This is a genomic window from Phreatobacter cathodiphilus (assembly GCF_003008515.1).
Classification (GTDB): Bacteria; Pseudomonadota; Alphaproteobacteria; order Rhizobiales; family Phreatobacteraceae; genus Phreatobacter; species Phreatobacter cathodiphilus.
Map to the genome: position 1 here is coordinate 1,749,103 of NZ_CP027668.1, position 15,700 is coordinate 1,764,802.

Consider the following 15,700-nt stretch of genomic DNA (forward strand, 5'->3'; position numbering starts at 1 on the left):
GGAGCCACCCCATGCTGAAACGACTGATGCTCTCCGCCGCCCTCTGTGTCACCGCCTTCGCGGCCGGCGCCCAGGAGCTTCCCGCCGCCATCAAGCAGCGCGGCGCGATCATCGCCGCGGTCATCCCCAACTACCCGCCGCTGGAGATGAAGAACCCCCAGACCGGCGAACTCACCGGTTTCGACATCGAGCTCGGCAACGCCATCGCCGCCAAGCTCGGCGTGCGCATGCAGTGGCAGGAGACGAGCTTCGAGCAGATGCTCGCCGCCGTGCGCACCGGCCGCGTCGACATCATCCTCTCCGGCATGAGCGACCTGCCGGCCCGCCAGGAGACCGCGACCTTCATCAACTACATCCGCTCCGGCACGCAGTTCTTCACCCAGCACTCCCGCGCCGCCGAGTTCCCCAACCGCGAAGCGCTCTGCGGCAAGACCGTGGGCGCCTCGCGCCGCACCTCTCTGCCGGCGGAGATCAAGGCCTTCTCCGATGCCAATTGCGTCGCCCACGGCCGCCCCGAGATCCGCTATGTCGGCACGGAAGGGTCGGCCGACGCCCGCACCCAGCTTCGCCAGGGGCGCATCGACGCCGCCATGCAGGGCTCGGAAACGCTGCCCTACATCATGGGTCTCGAGCCCAACACCTTCGCCCTCGTCGGCGAGCCGACGCGCTACACCCTGATGGGCATCGCCACCGCCAAGGAGGCGGAAGAGCTTCGCCAGGCCATTGTCGGCGCGCTCAAGGCCCTCATCGCCGACGGCACCTACAAGCAGCTTCTCGTCAAGTGGCAGCTGCAGCCGTCCGAACTCACGGAGATCACCATCAATGCCGGTCGCTAGTCTCGACGCCCTGCCGCTGCTGCCCGCCAACCGGGCGCCGCTCTCCCCCGTCTATCCCTGGCCGAAGGGGAACAAGGCGGCGGTGTTCCTCTCCTTCGACGTCGATGCGGAATCCGCGTGGACGGCGAAGGACCCGAACCACTACGAGCGGCTCGTCACCATGTCATATGGCGGCTTCGAGGCCCGCGTCGGCATCCCCAAGCTCTTGGAGATGCTGCGCGAGCAGGAGCTGAAGGCGACCTTCTTCATCACCGGCTGGGCCATCGAGGCGCATACCGCGGCCTGCGAGGCGATCCTCAAGGACGGCCACGAGATCGGCCATCACGGTTTCCACCACCTGATGCCGGATCCGGGCGCGCCGCACATCGTCGAGGAGATGGACAAGGGCCTCGACAGCCTGAAGCGGCGGCTCGGCGTGGTGCCGGTCGGATACCGCGCCCCCCTCGGCGAGAGCTGCGAGGAGCTGCGCGTGCTCCTGAAGAAGCACGGCTTCCTCTACTCGTCGTCGTGGCGCGACGACGTCCGCCCCTACCGGCAGGTCCTCGCCGACGGCACGCCCGGCGTCGTCGAGCTTCCGGCCACCATGACCTTCGACGACTGGATGTACGGTCTCACCCACCGCTACTCGCCCCGTCCGCTCTTTCCCCGCGAGCATGTGCTCTCGATCTGGAACGACGAACTGGCCGAGACGCGCGACTGGGGCGGGCTCATCACCACCGTCCTGCACCCGCAGGTCTCCGGCCGGCCCATGCGCCTCAAGCTGCTGCGCGAGTTCCTCGAGCACGTGAAGAGCTACGGCGACGTGTGGATCGCCACCGGTGCCGAGATCGCCGGCCACTTCGCGGCTTGCGAGGCGGCAGACACCAAGGCGGCGTGAACGGAACACGACGGCAGGCCGCTCGCTTCGACCGGGCGGCCTGCGACTCCTAACGGAAGCTGCCAACAATCAACGGGGACGACAGCCATGACCTTCCGCACGATCGCTTTCGCCGCCGGCCTCGCCGCGCTGGTCTCCACCGCGGCCTCGGCCCAGCAGCCCATCCCCCTCCCCGACGCCATCAGGACGGCGGGCGTTGTGCGCATCGGCATCGAGGCTACCTATCCGCCCATGGCCTACAAGGACCCGGCCACCAACGAGCGCCGCGGCTTCAACGTCGACCTCGTCACCGAGATCGCCAAGGTGCTGGGACTGCGCATCCAGTGGGAGGAAATGGCCTTCGCCCAGCTCATCCCGGCGCTGACCACCAACCGCATCGACTTCTCCGGCTCGTCCATGACCGACCTGCCGGCGCGCCGCGAGCGCCTCTCCTTCGTCGACTATATCTCCACCGGACCGCAGATCTTCGCCATGACGGCGCAGGCGGCCGACATCAACCAGCCGACGGACCTCTGCGGCAAGTCCATCGCCACGCCGCGCACGACCGCCTATTTCCCGACCCTGCAGGCCTGGAGCCAGGCGAACTGCGTCGCGCAGGGCCGTCCCGCCGTGAACGTGGTGGGAACCGAGGGCGCCGCCGCCACCCGCACCGACCTCCGGCAGGCGCGCGTCAACGCCGCCGTCCTCGGCGCGGAATATGTCGTCTTCCTCGCCCAGCAGGAGCCGGGCGCCATCAAGCCCATCGGCACGCCCATCGGCCGCAACATGTCGGGCCTCGCCTTCCCGAAGGAGTCGACGGTGCTGCGCGACGCCGTCGCCGCCGCCCTCAACCGTCTCATCGAGAACGGCACCTACATGACGCTCCTGAAGAAGCACGGGCTGGAGGCGCAGGCCCTCGCCCGCGCCGAGATCGACGCCGGCCAGCCCTGATCCTTGAACCCGAGCGGACCGGCCCGCCGGTCCGCGCGCTCGCCGCAGGCCACAGCCATGGACATTCTCATCACCGACGCCGTGGTCGTGACCTGCGACGATCACCGGACGATCCACGCCGAATCTGCCGTCGCCATCACCGGCAACCGCATCGTCGCGGTGGGCCCGACGGCCGATCTCGAGCGCGACTATCCGCGCCATGAACGCTTCGACGGCCGCGGCCTCGCCGTCTTCCCCGGCTTCGTCAACGCCCACACCCACACCGTGCTGCTGACGCTCCGCGGCACCATCGAGGACTGGCCGGGCGAAGCCATCTACCGCTACATGACGCCGATCTCCTACGCGATGAGCGGCGAGGAGCGCTCGGTCATCGCCCAGCTCGGCTGCCTGGAGGCCATCCGCTCCGGCACCACCACCCTCGTCGATCCGTTCCGGCACGTCACCACCTATGCCTCCGCCATGGCGCAGACCGGCATGCGCCTCTGGCTGACCGAGAGCTGCGCCGACATCGACACCCGCCGCATCCGCCACGGGGACTACAGCGTCGACGAGGCTTTCGGCGCCGCCTTTCTCGACCGCGCCACGGCGCTGATCGAGGGTTTCCACGGCTCCCATGGCGATCGCGTCCGCTGTCAGGCCGCCGCCCACGCGCCCGACAACTGCTCGCCGGCCATGCTGCGCGCCGTCCGCGACATGGCGGAACGCCATGGCCTCACCCGCACCGTCCACCTGTCGCAGAGCCCCGGCGAGGTCGCGGCGGTGAAGGCGGCCCATGGCCTGACCTCGGCGGAATATCTCGACCGCGAGGACTTCCTCGGTCCCGACCTCGTCGCCGCCCACTGGACCTTCTGCACGGAAGGCGACATCCGCCTGCTGGCGTCGAAGGGCGTGCAGATGGCCCATACTCCGGCCAGCATCTCCCGGCGCAACTTCCACAGGGTCCGCATCGGCCAAATCCGCGACGCCGGCGTGAAAGTCGTCTTCGGCACCGACAACATGAGCGAGGACATGTTCCAGGCCATGGCCTTCGGCTCCATCGTCCACCGCACCGGGCGAGGCCGGGAGGTGGAGGGCGGCGTCGACCCCTCGCCCGAACAGATCCTCGACAGCGTCACGCGTCTCGCGGCGGGATCTGTCGCGGCCGGCGACGAGATCGGGTCCATCGAGGTGGGCAAGAAGGCCGACCTCACGATCATCGACCTCTCCGCCCCGGCGCTGCGGCCCCTCATCCGCCTCGTCTCCAACGTGGTGCACTACGGCCACCCCGGCACCGTCCATTCGGTAATGGCCGACGGCGCGTTCCTGATGCGGGACCGCAAGGTCCTGACCATCGACGAGCCGGCGCTGATCCGGGAGGCGGAGGTCGTGACCCGGCGCGTCTGGGAGCGGATGATCGCCGACAACCCCGACATCGCACCGCCGCCCGGCGAATTGCGCTGGCTCGGCTGAGGCTCAGCGCCGGGCCGGCGGACGCGGCTGCCAGGGGTCGAGCCCGACGCCCGCGCGCCAATGATGGGCGATGGCGTCGCGCCGCGCGAACCAGACGCCGGGAGTCGCCGCCATGTGGTCGAGCAAGCGTTCGAGCCCGCCGATGCGCGCCGGACGGCCGATGATCCTCAGGTGCAGGCCGATGGAGAGCATGCGCGGCTCGCTCGCCCCCTCCGCCAGCAGCCGGTCGAAAGCGCCGATGCAGTAGCGCGCGAAGTCGTCGGCCTGGACGAAGCCGCCGCCCGGCTGGAACCGCATGTCGTTGGTGTCGAAGGCATAGGGCAGGATCACGAGGTCGCGCCCACCTTCTTCATGTAGAAAGGGAAGATCGTCGTTGTACGCATTGGAATCGTACAAAAAGCCGCCGTGATCAAGAAGCAGGCGCCGGGTGTTCACCGAGGTCGCGGAGCGGGTGTGCCAGCCGACCGGAGGGGTACCGCCAGCGGCCGCGATGGCCCCGACGGTCTTGGCGATCACATCGCGCTCGGCCTCCTCGGCCATGTGGACGTGCTTCTCCCAGCGCCAGCCGTGGCAGGAGATCTCGTGGCCGTCGGCCACCGCCTCCTCGGCGAGCCACGGCGACAGGGCGACGGCGCGGCCGCAGGCGTTCAGCGTCGCCGCGATGCCGCGGTTCGCGAGCGCCTTGCGGATACGCGGCCAGCCCCGCCGGGTGCCGTATTCATAGTGGCTCTCCATGCACAGGTCGCGGGCACCCTCGATGCGCTCCACCGCCTCGTAGATGAACTCGTTGGCCTCGTCCCCGGCGCCGAGGGAAAGCTCGGCCCCCTCCTCCACGTTGACGACGATCGAGACGGCCAGACGCGCATCGTTCGGCCAGCGGACGACGGGTGGAGAGGCCCCATAGCCGCGGAAGTCGCGGTCGGAGGTCGGCACGGGGAACAAGGGCATCAGAAATCCGCGAGGCGCCTCAGACCCACCAGCCTGTCGCCGATGATGAGCGCGATCACCGCCAGCAGGATGAGACCCGTCGAGATCGCGGCGATGACCGGATCCGGGCGCTCTTCGACGAACTGTAGCATCTGGATCGGCAGCGTCTTGGTCCAGGCGTCGGTGAAGAAGATGGAGATCGGGTAATTGTCCATCGAGGCGAGGAAGGCGAACATGGCAGAGGTGAGGAAGGCAGGCGCGAGCGCCGGCACCATCACCTTGCGCAGCGCTTTGCCGTAGGAACAGCCCAGCGTCCGCGCCGCGTCGATCAGCGTGAAGTCGAAGAGGCTGAGGGCGGCCAGCACCGTGCGCACCACATAGGGCATGGTGATCACCACATGGGCGACGAGCAGGCTCGGCCAGGCCTCGCGCAGCCCCACCGCCTTGAACCCCTGCAGCATGGCGATGCCGACGACGAGGCCGGGCAGCATCAGCGGCGAGACGAGGAAGGTGGCGATGGCGTCGCGCCCGGAAAAGCGTCCGCGCACCAGCGCGATGGCGCAGAGCGTGCCGAGCACCAGCGACACCAGCGTCGAGAGCGTGGCGATCTGCAGCGACGTCGCGAGCGAGGGCCACAGGCCCCGCGTCGCCGGCAGCTGGTTGTACCAGCGCATCGACCAGCCCGGCGGCGGCAGGGTGAAGACCGCCGAGGAGCCGAAGGAGACCGCAACCGTCACCACCAGCGGCGTCAGCAGGAACACGATGGCGAAGAGGGCGACGGCCCAGACCAGCGCCGAGGCGACACGTTCGATCGCCGTCATTGCGAGCCCCCGAGGCGTTTGGCGAGCCAGGACGAGGCGACGACGATGGAGACGGCGAGCACCAGCAGCACCACGGCCGTCGTCGATCCCAGCGCCTCGTTGCGCATCAGCAGGAACGACCGGCCTGTCAGCGTCGCCAGCATCTGGAAGCGGTCGCCGATGAGCAGGCTCGGGATGACGAACATCGACACCGACATGGAGAAGACGAAGGCGATGCCCGAGACGAGCCCGGGCAGCGTCAGCGGCAGGAAGATGCGGCGGAAGCGGTAGAGCGGGCTCGCCCCCAGCGTCGCCCCCGCTTCCGACAGGCGTGGGTCGATCAGCTTCACCACCGAATAGATCGGCAGGATCATGAAGGGCAGGAAGACGTTGGCGGCGCCCATGACGAGGCCCGTTTCGGTGAAGAGCAGCCGCTGCGGCTCGCTCCAGATGCCGGTGCCGACGAGGAACTGCGACACCACGCCGTCACGCCGCAGCACGATCTGCCAGGCGAAGGCCTTCACCACCACGCCGATGGAGAGCGGCAGGATGATCGCCACCAGCAGCGCCACCTGCATCAGGCCCTTGGCCCGCGCCATGGCGATGGCGACGGGAAAGCCGATGAGGAGGCAGACCAGCGTCGTCAGCAAGGCGATGCGCAACGTGTTCCAGATCACCCGCCAGGAATAGGGATCGGCGAAGAACTGCCCGAAGAGCTGGAGCGTGAAGCCCTCCGGCCCGGTGACGCTGCGCGCCAGCAGGAAGACCAGCGGCAGGGCATAGACCAGGCCGAGATAGGCGACGGCCGGCAGGGCGAGCCAGCCGATGGGATCCCTCTGCGCGGCGCCGCTCATGAGGCCCGGTCCGGCATGGGATAGAGCAGGGTGTCGGCGACGCGCCACGACAGGGCCAGCGTGGCGCCGGGGGTGGTGCCCGCGGGAAGGCCGGCGACGCTCTCGATCTGGATCGGCATGTCTGCCGGCGCGTCGAAATGCGCCTGGACGCGCGAGCCCTGGAAGACGACGTCGGTCAGCCGCGCGCGGATGGTGTTCTCGGCCGCGTTCTCGCCGAAGGCCATGAGTTCGGGTCGAACCGCGACGAGGACAGGGCTCCCCGCCACGAAGCGGCCGGGCGCGCGGATGCGCCCCGCGGCGGTGTCGACCGCCACCTCGCCCTCCCCCGTCGTCTCCGCCACCGTGCCGGGAATGCGCGTCGACAGGCCGACGAATTCGAGCGCGAAGGGCGTCGCCGGCTTCTTGTAGATCGTGTCGGGATCGGCGAGCTGCTCGATCCGCCCGCGGTTCATCACCGCGATGCGATCGGACATCATCAGCGCCTCGTCCTGGTCGTGGGTGACGAAGATCGCGGTGGTGCCGACCTCGCGCAGCAGCCGCTTCAGCTCGATCTGCATGGTCTCGCGCAGCTTGCGGTCGAGCGCCGAGAAGGGTTCGTCCAGCAGCATCAGCTTCGGCTTGACCGCCAGGGCCCGGGCCACCGCCACGCGCTGCTGCTGGCCGCCCGAGAGCGCCCGCACCGACCGGTCCGAGAGGTGGCTCATATGGATGAGGTCGAGGAAACGCGAGACGGTGGCGCGGATCTCCTCGCGGGACGCGCCGCGCGCCTCCAGCCCGAAGGCGACGTTCTCCGCCACGGTCAGATGCGGAAACAGGGCGTAGCTCTGAAACACCACGCCGACGTCGCGATGGTGCGGGGGCTTGGCGGAGATGTCCTCGCCGTCGAGGACGATCGAACCGGAATCGGCGGCGAGCAGGCCGGCGACGATGCGCAGGAGCGTGGTCTTGCCGCAGCCGGAGGGGCCGAGCAGGGACACGAATTCGCCCGGTGCGACCCCGAGGTCGACACCGTCGAGCACCATGGTTCCGCCGAAGGCCTTGGCGGCGCGGCGGACATCGAGGAAAGCGGGGGTCTGGGCCATCGGATGGGCGGAGGGGCGGCGGCGGGCGCCGCCCCTCCTTGCGCCTTACATGGACATCTCGCGATCCCAGCGCTTCACCCAGTCGTTGCGGTTGTCCGCGACGAAGGCCCAGTCGATGGTGTGGACGGCGACGCCGGTGGGCATGCCGGGCGGCGGCGGAACGTCCACGTTGGTCGGCAAGGCGAAGGTGGGCGGGGCGATCTTGGCCTGCACCTCGGCGCCGAGGAGCTCGTTCACATAGGCGAAGGCGAGGTCCTGGTTCGGTCCGCCCTTCACCACCGCGATTCCCGAGGGCACCGGGAAGATGCCCTCCTTCGGCGCGGCGAGCGCGATGGGGGCGCCGTCCTGCCGGCGCGCCAGGGCGAAGGAGGAGAGCGCACCGACGATCATGTGCGCCTCGCCCTGCTCCAGCAAGCTGAAGGCCTGCGGCATCTGATTGTAGACGGTGAGCAGGTTCGGTTTGAGCGAAATGAGCTTCTTGAAGCCCGATTCCGTGTCCCGCGTCGCTTCCGCCATCGGCTTGCCGGTGGCCAGGTGCGAGGCCATGAACAGATTGGGCAGGCCTTCCGTGTTCTGCAGCGACGGAATGATGATGCGGCCCTTGTATTTCGGGTCGTAGGCCTCGGCCCAGGAGGCCGGCGGCGTCTTGATGACGTTGGTGTTGTAGGCGATGCCCTGCCAGGGCTGCAGGTAGTTCGCCCACTGCCCCTCCATGTGGACGGTGCCCGGCTTCAGCTTGGCGAGGTTCGACGCCTTGGCGGCCGTGATCGGCTCCAGCAGCTGCTCCTTCACCGCGAGGATCATCACCGGATCGTCCATCTGCACGACGGAGAGGTACGGCCGGTCCTTGTTCTTCTGCATCTTCTCGAGGTTCACCAGCGAGCGGGTGCCCTCGAAGGTCAGCTTGGCGTTGTATTTCCGCTCGAACAGCGGCGCCACATGGGCCTCGACCCAGGGCTTGTGGCTGGCAGCGCCGCCGACCACGATCTCGCGCGTCTGCGCCCGCAGCACAGAAGGCGCGGCGACCAACGCGCCGCTGACCCCGAGGCTTGCCAGCAGGCTGCGCCGATCGATCCCGTTACGGTTGAAGACTGCCATGTCGAAACTCCTCTCGCCGCGCTGTCGCCGATCCAGCCCGCGACCTCACCAACGGTCAGCAAGAGCCATGCCGTCGGGGTGATTGCCGCTCCGGCCCGCCGACCAGGGCTCTCCCGCCTGATTTTTAGGCAGCCATCGACCTGACACCGGGCACTCGATGCGTCAGCCGGCGAGGATCGCCTCCAGCGCCGCCGCCACCCTGAGCAGCTCGCGGTCGCGCCCGCGCGGCATGACGATCTGCAGGCCGAGCGGCAGACCCGCCCCGTCGAGCCCGCAGGGAATGGAGATCGCCGGCTGGCGCGTGTGGTTGAACAGCGGCGTGAACACGGCATGGCCGCGCGGTCCTACCGGCATTCCCGCGATGGTGGCGGGGCCCAGGTGCTCCACCGGCCAAGCGGCGCAGGGCGTGGTCGGTCCGATGGCGGCGTCGATCCCGCCTTCCCGGAAGAAGGCGGCGCCGGCGATCGCCACCTCCTCCGAGAGCAGCAGTGCGCGGGCGACGTCTGCACCGGAGAGCGTGAGACCGGCCGCGATTTGCGCCCCGAGGTCGGGGTCGATCAGGTCCGGCCGCTGCCGCCACGCCTCGCCGTGCAAGGCAGCGAGCCCGCTCTGCTGGATGGCACCGAGCCCCGTCTCCGCCGCGCCCGCAGGCCAGCGCGGATCGGCGTCGACGATGGCCAGGCCGGCTGCGCGCAGACTGGCGACGCAGGCATCGACGCGGGCGGCGACCTCCGGCTCCACCGGCACATCGAGGCCCCAGCGCGGCGTGTAGGCGATCCGCATCCGGTCCGGCCGCAGGCCGCCGTCCGGCGGCAGCGGCGCCGAATGGGGATCGACGAGGCTCGTTCCCGCCATGACCTCGAAGGCGAGGGCCGTGTCCGCCACGGTGCGGGCGATGGGGCAGATGCAGGAAATGCCGAAGAAGGGCTCGGGGAAGCCGGGGCCATAAGGAATGGCGCCGAAGGAGGGCTTCAGGCCGACGAGGCCGGTATGGGCGGGAGGACGCCGACTCGACCCGCCCGCATCGGTGCCGATCGCCAGCGGCACCATGCCGCTCGCCACCGCCGCCACCGGTCCGCCGGAGGACCCGCCGGGCGTCATGGCGGTGTTCCAGGGATTGCGCGTCGCGCCGTGGAGAAGATTGGTGGTCTGGCCCTTGGCGGCGAATTCCGACGTGTTGGCGATGCCGACGATCACCGCCCCCGCCGCAACCAGCCTCGCCACGGCCTCGGCGTCCTCCGGCGCGATGAACGCGCGGAAAAGCATCGAACCCTGGGTGATTGGGTGACCCTTCACCCAGATATTGTCCTTGATCGCGACGGGAACCCCGGCGAGCGGTAGCCGTTCTCCCGCCGCGATGCGGGCGTCGACCGCCGCCGCGCGGCGCGCCGCGTCAGCCTCGTCGACGGAGGTGAAGGCGCCGATTTCGCCATCGAGCTCGCGAATTCGGGCGAGCGCCCGCGCCGTCTCCGCGCCGGCCGTGCTCCGCCCCGCGTTCACCGCCGCGGCGATGGCGGCGACGGGCGGCCAGAAGGCGAAGGCGGCGGTCATGTCGATGGGCACGGCGAACTCTCCGGTTGGGCCTGCCAGCAAAGCAAGTCTCGAGCCGTGCCCGCAACGCCACATTCCCCGTATCCGCGCCACAGCCCTTGACGCGGCGTCGCTTCACGACGATACTTAAGTGAATGCTACAGTATCAAGTCCAGCCACTCGACCGCGCCTTCCAAGCCCTCGGCGATCCCGCCCGGCGGGCCATGGTGGAGCGTCTGAGCGTTGGTCCCGCTTCGGTCAGCGACCTCGCAAGGCCGTTGCCCATGACCCTGTCGGCGGTCGTCCAGCACCTGAAGATCCTGGAGGAGGCCGGCCTCGTGAAGAGCGCGAAGGTCGGCCGCGTCCGGACCTGTTCACTCGACATCGGCGCGATGGATCGCGTCGAGAGCTGGCTCGCCGAGCGCAAGCGGTTCTGGAGCCAGCAATACGACCAGCTCGAAGCCTATCTCGCCAGGACCGCACCGGAGAACAGCGACCCATGACCGTCACCAACGCCAGTTTCACCATCGAACGGGTGCTGAATGCGTCGCCGGCCCGCGTCTTTGCGGCCTACACGACGATCGAGGCCAAGAGCCAATGGTTCAGGGCGCCCGCCGAGATCGAGACGCTCGACCGCCACCTCGACTTTCGGCCCGGAGGCGAAGAGCGCTTCCGCGCGCGCTGGCCAGGCGGATTGGAGACCGATTTTCAGGCGACCTACCACGACATCGTCGAGAACGAGCGGATCATCCTCGTCTACGACCTGTTCCACAACCGCGACAAGCTGTCCGTCTCGCTCCTGACGCTGGAGTTCAGGGCCGAGGGCAGCAAGACGCGCCTCCTGCACACCGAACAGGGTTCCTACCTCGTCGGTGGCGCGGAAGCCGTGCAGGGTCGTCAGCACGGAACGACCTGGCACATCGACAATCTGGTCGCGCTCATCGAAGGGCACGAACCCCGGGCCTTCTCATGACCATCGAACTCTTCGCCCATCCCTTCTCGTCCTACTGCCAGAAGGTGCTCATCGCCTTCTACGAGAACGACGTGCCGTTCACCTACCGCATGCTGGAGGATGAGGGCGTCGGCGACGAACTCTCCGCACTCTGGCCGATGAAGCGCTTTCCCATCTTGCGGGACGATGGCCGGGTCGTGCTGGAGGCCTCCATCGTGATCGAGCATCTCCAGAACCATCACCCGGGACCGGTGCGCCTGATCCCGGACGATCCGGATCTCGCGCTCGAGGCGCGCATGCTCGACCGCGTCTTCGACAACTACGTCATGACCCCGCAGGGCAGGTTCGTCTTCGACGCCCTGCGGCCGGCGGAGCACCGCGATCCCTTCGGCGTCGACGAGGCCCGCAGGATGCTCGACACCAGCTACGCCTGGCTCGACCGCCGCATGGCAGGCCGGACATGGGCGGTCGGAGAAAGCTTCACGCTGGCCGACTGCGCGGCGGCCCCCTCGCTGTTCTATGCCGACTGGACTCACCCGATTCCCGCCCGTTTCGAGAGCCTGCACGCCTATCGCGCGCGCTTGCTTCAGCGACCGTCCTTCGCCCGGGCGGTCGAGGAGGCGCGTCCGTTCCGGCATTATTTCCCGCTCGGCGCGCCGGACAGGGACTAGCCTACCCGCGGCGGCTCCCGGGCCTCGTCCGAGGTCAGCGCCACATGCCGCGCATCCTCGCCTTCAGGTCAACCTGCACGTCGGGCCGAGGCGCCCGCCCGCCCGCTTCCCCCGACGGGGGCGGCCACGACAGGCGGGCGAAGCGGTCGAGCATGTCGGCACTGATGAAGCGGCTGCGCGAGGCATAGACGTGCCGGTCGCCGCGCGCCGCCTGACCGTGCACGAAGAATCGCTGCGGCGTCACGACGTGGAGACTGTCCCGGGCGCGGGTCATGGCGACGTAGAGCAGCCGCCTCTCCTCCTCGACCTCCTCCTTCGTGCCGACGGCGAGATCGGATGGGATACAGCCGTCGACGGCGTTGAGGATGAACACCTTCGTCCATTCCTGGCCCTTGGCTGAATGGATGGTCGAGAGAATGAGATAGTCCTCGTCGAGATGCGGTGGGCCCGCCTCGTCGCTGGTCGCGTCCGGCGGGTCGAGCGTCAGTTCGGTGAGGAAGCGCTCGCGCGAGGCGTAGCCGGAGGCGATCTGCTCGAGCTGCACGAGGTCCGCATGGCGCGAGGTCGCGTCCTCATGGCGGCGCTCCAGATGGGGCTCGTACCAGAGCCGGACGCGTTCCAGGTCGGACGGCCATGCCCGCTTCGAGCGCAGCTCGGCGAAGAGATCGACGAAGGCCGGCCAGTGCTCCTGCGCCCGCGCCGGGGCCCGATAGACCTGGAGGCCCAGCACCGGGTCGAGCGCCATGGCCATGGCCCCCATCGCGGCGGCGGCCGCGCTCGGCCCGATCCCCGGCATGAGCTGCATGACGCGGAAGGCGGCCACCCGGTCCTTCGGATTCTCGGCGAAGCGCAGGACGGCGAGCACGTCCTTCACATGGGCGCTGTCGAGGAACTTCAACCCGCCGAACTTGACGAAGGGGATGTTGCGCCGGGTCAGCTCGACCTCCAGCGGTCCGGAATGGTGGGCGGCGCGAATCAGCACGGCCTGCGATTTCAGCGCGATGCCCTCCTCACGCGCGGCGAGCACGCTCGCGGCGACGAATTGGGCCTGGTCGGCCTCGTCGCGGACGCTGACGAGTTCCGGCTTCTCGTGGGATCGCCGCTCGGTCCACAGATCCTTGGTGAAACGTTCGGCCGCCTCGCCGATCACGCGGTTGGCGGCATCGAGGATGGTGTCGGTCGAGCGGTAGTTCCGGTCCAGGGTGACGATACGGGCGGGCACGGGAAAGGACCGGGGGAAATCGAGGATGTTGCGCACCTCGGCGGCCCGGAACGAATAGATGGACTGCGCGTCGTCGCCGACGACCGTGAGCCCCCGGCCCTCCGGCTTGAGCGCCAGCAGGATCGCCGCCTGGAGGCGGTTCGTGTCCTGGTACTCGTCAACGAGGATATGGTCGAAGCGCGAGCCGAGATGGGCGGCCATCGAGGGCTCGGCACACATCTGCGCCCACCACAGGAGCAGGTCGTCGTAGTCGAGGACGTTCTGCGCCTGCTTGGCCTCGACATAGGCGGCGAAGAGCCGCTTGAGCTCCTCGGCCCAGCCGGCGCACCAGGGAAAATGTCTGGCGAGGACGGGCGCGATGTCGGCCTGCATGTTCACGGCCCGCGAATAGATGGCCAGGCACGTGCCCTTCGTCGGGAACCGACTGTCGGCGCCGGAGAGGCCGAGCTCGTGGCGCACGAGGTTCATCAGATCGGCCGAATCCTCCCGGTCGTGGATGGTGAAGGCGGGGTCGAGGCCGATCTCGAGGGCATAGTCGCGCAGGACCCTCGCCCCGATGGCGTGGAAGGTCCCCGCCCAGGTCAGCCCCTCGGTCAGCGTCGCGGCCTTCTCCCCCATCACCCGGCGCGCGATGCGCTCGACGCGGTTCTTCATCTCCGCCGCCGCCCGACGGGAGAAGGTCATGAGCAGGATGCGTCGGGGATCGGCCCCCTTCACGATGAGATGGGCGACACGATGGGCGAGCGTGTCGGTCTTGCCCGATCCGGCGCCGGCGATGACCAGAAGCGGCTCGGCAATGCCGCCCTCGCCGTGCTCGACCGCCGCCCGCTGGGCCGGATTGAGCCGGTCGAGGTGGTCGACGGCCTCGCTGCCGGGCGGCGAATCGATGATCTCGGACATGGCCGACTGAACGATGTTTCCGCTTCGTTCGCAATCGGCGGCGTCGGGCCGCGGGGAACGACGGCGCGTCGATCAGGCCGCGAGGCTCCGCATCCACGCGCTGTCGCGCGGCGAGGGTCGCCGGTGCAGGCGTTGGTCGAGCAGCCTGCGGGCCTTCTCGGTCTCTCCGCTGCGCATCAGCGCGACGAGCAGCGTGTCGTGGAAGACCTCGCGCTGCGCGCCGCTGCCGCCGATGCGCAACACCTCCGACGCCAGTGGTTCTAGAATGGCGACGCAGGTCGCGTAGCGCTCCTCCGCGAAGGCCAAGGCGGCCCGGCACATGCCGGGCACGACGGGGCCGGCTGCCAGCGTGCCGGCCTCGACCAGCCTCGTCGTGTCGTCGATGCGCTGCTGCAACAGCCCTGTTCGGCCCGTCGCCGCCTGGGCGAGCCCCAGATGCACGTCGATGAAGGCCTGGCCGGGCGTCGGGAACTTCTCCTCGGCATAATCCGCCGCCTGCCGCCACAGCTCGGCGGGAACGCCGTGCCCGTAGGCCGCCATTCGCCAGAGGAACGACACCGTGTCGGTGACGATGTTGATCGGCAGGCCGGTCGATGCCGCCGGCTGGACGTACCCGTCATAGATGGACAGAGCCCTCGCGGCATCGCCCCGCTCCAGCGCCGCCAGCGCCTGGTGCCAGGCGATATGGCCGTGCAGGACCCCCGACCGGTCATAGCTCGGCAGCCAGTCCTCGATGAACGCCTCCGCCGCGGCTCCCGACCCTTCCTCGAACATGGCGTGCGAGACGGCATGGGCGCCGTTGGCATTGGCCGGCCGCAGCGCGAACCCTCTTTCCGCGAGATCGCGACCGAGCGCGACCGCGCCGTTTTCCGCCTGCGACCAGCCACGATAGGTCAGGAACCACCAGTCCTCGTCGGAGAACTGGGCCGCGTGGCGCTCGCACAGGTCGACGCGGGCCTGGTCGTGCCCGGCCATGCCGGAAAAGGCGAAGAGGCCGAAGGCACCGAGCGGCAGCCCGAAGATGACGACGTCGCGCGGCCAGGTGTCGAGATGGGTGAGGACGCGGTCGAGGGCCCGCGCGCCCTGCCCGCCGATGGCAAGGGACAGCGCCTCCACGTGGCTCCGCTCCCGCTCGGTGCCGTTCACCTGGGCGAGTTCCACCGCCTGGGCGATGTGTCTGCGCGCATCCTGCGGTTCCGCCCGGACGGCATGGGCCCGCGCCAGCGCCGCATGGGCGAGGGCGAAGCCCGGATCGGCCTCCACCGCCCGGCGCAGCGTCTCCACCGCACCCGGCCAGGCCGAAAGCAGCAGGTCGACGCCCTCGCGGTACAGCGCCGCCGCCTCGCCGGAGCTGGTGGTGATGGGCAGGCCGCGGCCATCGATAGGGGCCATGATCGAACTCCGGAGGCAGGCGTCGCGCGAGAACGCAATGGATGCACCATTCCGCGGTCCGCACCAGCGGCAATGGAGCCGGCCGGCCATGGCGCTGGCGCCGCAGAGCGCTGCCGCGACGCCCACCCGGCGCTCGCGGGGGCCACGTCGCCTCTGCTGAGTGATCTATCCCGCTTGGGG

Annotated in this window: 15 protein-coding genes; 7 read left to right on the forward strand and 8 right to left on the reverse strand. The window is 69.3% G+C overall.

What is annotated here, in order from left to right; all coding sequences use genetic code 11:
• Positions 1–11 precede the first annotated feature (11 nt).
• From C6569_RS08570 to C6569_RS08585, 4 genes are all read left to right on the forward strand, one after another.
• On the forward strand, positions 12–836 hold the full coding sequence (locus C6569_RS08570; protein WP_106748449.1) for an ABC transporter substrate-binding protein: 825 nt from the start codon (positions 12–14) through the stop codon (positions 834–836).
• Complete coding sequence (locus tag C6569_RS08575; RefSeq protein WP_106748450.1) at positions 823–1,713, forward strand: polysaccharide deacetylase family protein; 891 nt, start codon at positions 823–825, stop codon at positions 1,711–1,713. Before C6569_RS08570 ends, C6569_RS08575 begins: the two co-directional genes overlap by 14 nt.
• Positions 1,714–1,800: 87 nt before the next feature.
• Positions 1,801–2,643: an ABC transporter substrate-binding protein gene (locus C6569_RS08580; protein ID WP_106748451.1), complete on the forward strand. Its 843-nt coding sequence runs from the start codon at positions 1,801–1,803 to the stop codon at positions 2,641–2,643.
• Positions 2,644–2,700: 57 nt separating this feature from the next.
• The gene (locus C6569_RS08585) at positions 2,701–4,092 is read left to right on the forward strand and encodes an amidohydrolase family protein (RefSeq protein ID WP_106748452.1); all 1,392 of its coding nucleotides are present in this window, start codon (positions 2,701–2,703) and stop codon (positions 4,090–4,092) included.
• Between the two features lie 3 nt (positions 4,093–4,095).
• On the opposite strand, the gene C6569_RS08590 is transcribed toward C6569_RS08585, so the two are convergent.
• The 6 genes from C6569_RS08590 to C6569_RS08615 form a co-directional block, all read right to left on the reverse strand.
• On the reverse strand, positions 4,096–5,040 hold the full coding sequence (locus C6569_RS08590) for a polysaccharide deacetylase family protein (protein ID WP_106748453.1): 945 nt from the start codon (positions 5,038–5,040) through the stop codon (positions 4,096–4,098).
• Positions 5,040–5,840 carry an ABC transporter permease gene (locus tag C6569_RS08595; RefSeq protein WP_106748454.1) on the reverse strand — a complete coding sequence of 267 codons (801 nt, stop codon included), beginning with the start codon at positions 5,838–5,840 and terminating at the stop codon, positions 5,040–5,042. Before C6569_RS08595 ends, C6569_RS08590 begins: the two co-directional genes overlap by 1 nt.
• Positions 5,837–6,673: an ABC transporter permease gene (locus tag C6569_RS08600; protein ID WP_106748455.1), complete on the reverse strand. Its 837-nt coding sequence runs from the start codon at positions 6,671–6,673 to the stop codon at positions 5,837–5,839. The genes C6569_RS08595 and C6569_RS08600 overlap by 4 nt, the downstream gene beginning before the upstream one ends.
• Complete coding sequence (locus tag C6569_RS08605) at positions 6,670–7,755, reverse strand: ABC transporter ATP-binding protein (protein WP_106748456.1); 1,086 nt, start codon at positions 7,753–7,755, stop codon at positions 6,670–6,672. The genes C6569_RS08600 and C6569_RS08605 overlap by 4 nt, the downstream gene beginning before the upstream one ends.
• Before the next feature lie 45 nt (positions 7,756–7,800).
• Positions 7,801–8,853, reverse strand: a complete 1,053-nt coding sequence (locus tag C6569_RS08610) for an ABC transporter substrate-binding protein (RefSeq protein ID WP_106748457.1) — start codon at positions 8,851–8,853, stop codon at positions 7,801–7,803.
• 162 nt (positions 8,854–9,015) lie between these two features.
• On the reverse strand, positions 9,016–10,416 hold the full coding sequence (locus tag C6569_RS08615) for an amidase (protein WP_425440704.1): 1,401 nt from the start codon (positions 10,414–10,416) through the stop codon (positions 9,016–9,018).
• A 122-nt stretch (positions 10,417–10,538) separates the two neighbouring features.
• Here C6569_RS08615 and C6569_RS08620 point away from each other — a divergent pair, with 122 nt between their 5' ends.
• The 3 genes from C6569_RS08620 to C6569_RS08630 are packed head-to-tail and all read left to right on the forward strand — an operon-like array spanning position 10,539 to position 12,006.
• Entirely contained in the window at positions 10,539–10,886 is a 348-nt protein-coding gene (locus C6569_RS08620; protein ID WP_106748458.1) for an ArsR/SmtB family transcription factor, read from the forward strand.
• Positions 10,883–11,356 carry an SRPBCC domain-containing protein gene (locus C6569_RS08625; protein WP_106748459.1) on the forward strand — a complete coding sequence of 158 codons (474 nt, stop codon included), beginning with the start codon at positions 10,883–10,885 and terminating at the stop codon, positions 11,354–11,356. The genes C6569_RS08620 and C6569_RS08625 overlap by 4 nt, the downstream gene beginning before the upstream one ends.
• The gene (locus C6569_RS08630; RefSeq protein ID WP_106748460.1) at positions 11,353–12,006 is read left to right on the forward strand and encodes a glutathione S-transferase family protein; all 654 of its coding nucleotides are present in this window, start codon (positions 11,353–11,355) and stop codon (positions 12,004–12,006) included. Before C6569_RS08625 ends, C6569_RS08630 begins: the two co-directional genes overlap by 4 nt.
• Before the next feature lie 34 nt (positions 12,007–12,040).
• Here the strand turns inward: C6569_RS08630 and C6569_RS08635 are convergent, their stop codons facing one another.
• Positions 12,041–14,128 carry an ATP-dependent helicase gene (locus tag C6569_RS08635; RefSeq protein WP_106748461.1) on the reverse strand — a complete coding sequence of 696 codons (2,088 nt, stop codon included), beginning with the start codon at positions 14,126–14,128 and terminating at the stop codon, positions 12,041–12,043.
• A gap of 72 nt (positions 14,129–14,200) precedes the next feature.
• Positions 14,201–15,520 carry a tetratricopeptide repeat protein gene (locus tag C6569_RS08640; protein ID WP_106748462.1) on the reverse strand — a complete coding sequence of 440 codons (1,320 nt, stop codon included), beginning with the start codon at positions 15,518–15,520 and terminating at the stop codon, positions 14,201–14,203.
• Positions 15,521–15,700: the final 180 nt, after the last annotated feature.

Excerpts from the sequence above, each read along its gene's own strand:
- C6569_RS08625 (WP_106748459.1), top strand. The coding sequence starts at position 10,883 with ATGACCGTCACCAACGCCAGTTTCACCATCGAACGGGTGCTGAATGCG.
- C6569_RS08640 (WP_106748462.1), bottom strand. The coding sequence starts at position 15,520 with ATGGCCCCTATCGATGGCCGCGGCCTGCCCATCACCACCAGCTCCGGC.
- C6569_RS08575 (WP_106748450.1), top strand. The coding sequence starts at position 823 with ATGCCGGTCGCTAGTCTCGACGCCCTGCCGCTGCTGCCCGCCAACCGG.
- C6569_RS08570 (WP_106748449.1), top strand. The coding sequence starts at position 12 with ATGCTGAAACGACTGATGCTCTCCGCCGCCCTCTGTGTCACCGCCTTC.
- C6569_RS08580 (WP_106748451.1), top strand. The coding sequence starts at position 1,801 with ATGACCTTCCGCACGATCGCTTTCGCCGCCGGCCTCGCCGCGCTGGTC.
- C6569_RS08585 (WP_106748452.1), top strand. The coding sequence starts at position 2,701 with ATGGACATTCTCATCACCGACGCCGTGGTCGTGACCTGCGACGATCAC.
- C6569_RS08620 (WP_106748458.1), top strand. The coding sequence starts at position 10,539 with ATGCTACAGTATCAAGTCCAGCCACTCGACCGCGCCTTCCAAGCCCTC.
- C6569_RS08590 (WP_106748453.1), bottom strand. The coding sequence starts at position 5,040 with ATGCCCTTGTTCCCCGTGCCGACCTCCGACCGCGACTTCCGCGGCTAT.
- C6569_RS08600 (WP_106748455.1), bottom strand. The coding sequence starts at position 6,673 with ATGAGCGGCGCCGCGCAGAGGGATCCCATCGGCTGGCTCGCCCTGCCG.
- C6569_RS08630 (WP_106748460.1), top strand. The coding sequence starts at position 11,353 with ATGACCATCGAACTCTTCGCCCATCCCTTCTCGTCCTACTGCCAGAAG.
- C6569_RS08635 (WP_106748461.1), bottom strand. The coding sequence starts at position 14,128 with ATGTCCGAGATCATCGATTCGCCGCCCGGCAGCGAGGCCGTCGACCAC.
- C6569_RS08605 (WP_106748456.1), bottom strand. The coding sequence starts at position 7,755 with ATGGCCCAGACCCCCGCTTTCCTCGATGTCCGCCGCGCCGCCAAGGCC.
- C6569_RS08610 (WP_106748457.1), bottom strand. The coding sequence starts at position 8,853 with ATGGCAGTCTTCAACCGTAACGGGATCGATCGGCGCAGCCTGCTGGCA.
- C6569_RS08595 (WP_106748454.1), bottom strand. The coding sequence starts at position 5,840 with ATGACGGCGATCGAACGTGTCGCCTCGGCGCTGGTCTGGGCCGTCGCC.